This window comes from Streptomyces kebangsaanensis, assembly GCF_001906585.1.
GTDB lineage: Bacteria > Actinomycetota > Actinomycetes > Streptomycetales > Streptomycetaceae > Streptomyces > Streptomyces kebangsaanensis.
On the sequence record NZ_JUJA01000071.1, the window covers coordinates 1 to 2,028 of the forward strand.

Consider the following 2,028-nt stretch of genomic DNA (forward strand, 5'->3'; position numbering starts at 1 on the left):
GGGGTGCAGGGGGCGGAGCCCCCGCCGGGGTCTGGGGCGGAGCCCCGGGGCCGGGGCCTCTCTCCCCACTGAATCGGGCGGGCCGGGCGGGCCAAGCCGGGGCGGAGCCCCGAACAGGGGTCTGGGGCGGAGCCCCGGGGCCGGGGCCTCTCTCCCCACCGAGACGGGCGGGTGGGTGGGCGAAGCGGGGTGCGGGGGCGGAGCCCCCGCCGGGGCGGACCGCGGAACCGGGCTCAGCCGGGCCAGTACGTGCGGGCCCAGGCCGTAGGGCCCGGCCGCGGAACCGCACGGGCGGCGAGGCGCGCGGGGTCTGCCCAGGAGTCCCGCGGGCGGGCGGCGGCGGCGCCGGACGGCACGGCGGTCGCCGCCGCGGCGCGCGCCCGGACCACCGCCAGGGCGGCGGCGAGTTCCTCCGGGGTGGGGTTGCCTCGGATGACCTTGATCACGGGGGCTCCTTCACAGGGGGATGTTGCCGTGCTTCTTGGGCGGCAGGCTCTCCCGTTTGGTGCGCAGCTGGCGCAGGCCGCGCACGAGGTGGGAGCGGGTGTGGGAGGGCATGATCACGGCGTCGACGTAGCCGCGCTCGGCGGCGACGTAGGGGTTGAGGAGGGTGTCCTCGTACTCCTGGATCAGCCGGGCGCGGGTGGCCTCGGCGTCGTCGGCGGCCTCGGCGAGGGTGCGCCGGTGCAGGATGTTGACCGCGCCCTGGGCGCCCATCACGGCGATCTGCGCGGTGGGCCAGGCCAGGTTCAGGTCGGCGCCCAGGTGCTTGGAGCCCATCACGTCGTAGGCGCCGCCGAACGCCTTGCGGGTGATCACGGTGATCAGCGGGACGGTGGCCTCGGCGTAGGCGTAGATCAGCTTGGCGCCGCGGCGGATGATGCCGGTGTGCTCCTGGTCCACCCCGGGCAGGAAGCCGGGCACGTCCACGAAGGTGAGCACGGGCAGGTTGAAGGCGTCGCAGGTGCGCACGAACCGGGCGGCCTTCTCGGAGGCGTCGATGTCCAGGCAGCCGGCGAACTGCAGCGGCTGGTTGGCGACGATGCCGACCGGGCGGCCCTCGACGCGGCCGAAGCCGGTGAGGATGTTCGGCGCGAACAGCGGCTGCGTCTCGAGGAACTCGCCGTCGTCGAGGACGTGCTCGATGACGGTGTGCATGTCGTAGGGCTGGTTGGCGCTGTCCGGGACGATCGCGTCGAGCTCGCGGTCCCCGGCGGTGAGGGCCGGGTCGGCCTGCTCCGGGAACGCCGGGGGCTCGGCGAGGTTGTTGGAGGGCAGGTAGGACAGCAGCTGCTGGACGTACTCGATGGCGTCCTTCTCGTCGGCGGCCAGGTGGTGGGCCACCCCGGAGGCGGTGTTGTGGGTGCGGGCCCCGCCCAGCTCCTCGAAGCCGACGTCCTCGCCGGTGACCGTCTTGATCACGTCCGGGCCGGTGATGAACATGTGGCTGCTCTTATCGACCATGACGGTGAAGTCGGTGATGGCGGGGGAGTAGACCGCGCCGCCCGCGCACGGGCCGAGCACCAGGGAGATCTGCGGGATGACGCCGGAGGCGTGGGTGTTGCGGCGGAAGATCTCCCCGTAGGCGCCGAGCGAGGCGACGCCCTCCTGGATGCGGGCGCCGCCGGAGTCGTTGATGCCGATGACGGGGCAGCCGGTCTTCAGGGCGAAGTCCATCACCTTGACGATCTTCTGCCCGTACACCTCGCCCAGCGCGCCGCCGAAGACGGTGAAGTCCTGCGAGAAGACCGCCACCGGGCGGCCGTCGACGGTGCCGTAGCCGGTGACCACGCCGTCGCCGTAGGGGCGGTTGGCCTCCAGCCCGAAGTGGGTGGAGCGGTGCCGGGCGAACTCGTCCAGCTCCACGAAGGAGTCCGCGTCCAGCAGCAGCGCGATCCGCTCGCGGGCGGTCAGCTTGCCCCGGGCGTGCTGCTTCTCCACCGCGCGCTCCGAGCCGGCGTGCGTCGCCTCCTGGATGCGGCGCTGCAGATCCGCGAGCTTGCCCGCGGTCGTGCGGATGTCGATCTC

2 protein-coding genes are annotated in these 2,028 nt (G+C 73.5%); both read right to left on the reverse strand.

Going from position 1 to position 2,028, the window contains the following annotated elements; all coding sequences use genetic code 11:
- Nucleotides 1-233: 233 nt before the first annotated feature.
- Entirely contained in the window at nucleotides 234-446 is a 213-nt protein-coding gene (locus RH94_RS10185; RefSeq protein WP_073947303.1) for an acyl-CoA carboxylase epsilon subunit, read from the reverse strand.
- A gap of 10 nt (nucleotides 447-456) precedes the next feature.
- The gene (locus RH94_RS10190) at nucleotides 457-2,025 is read right to left on the reverse strand and encodes an acyl-CoA carboxylase subunit beta (RefSeq protein ID WP_107428659.1); all 1,569 of its coding nucleotides are present in this window, start codon (nucleotides 2,023-2,025) and stop codon (nucleotides 457-459) included.
- Nucleotides 2,026-2,028 lie beyond the last annotated feature (3 nt).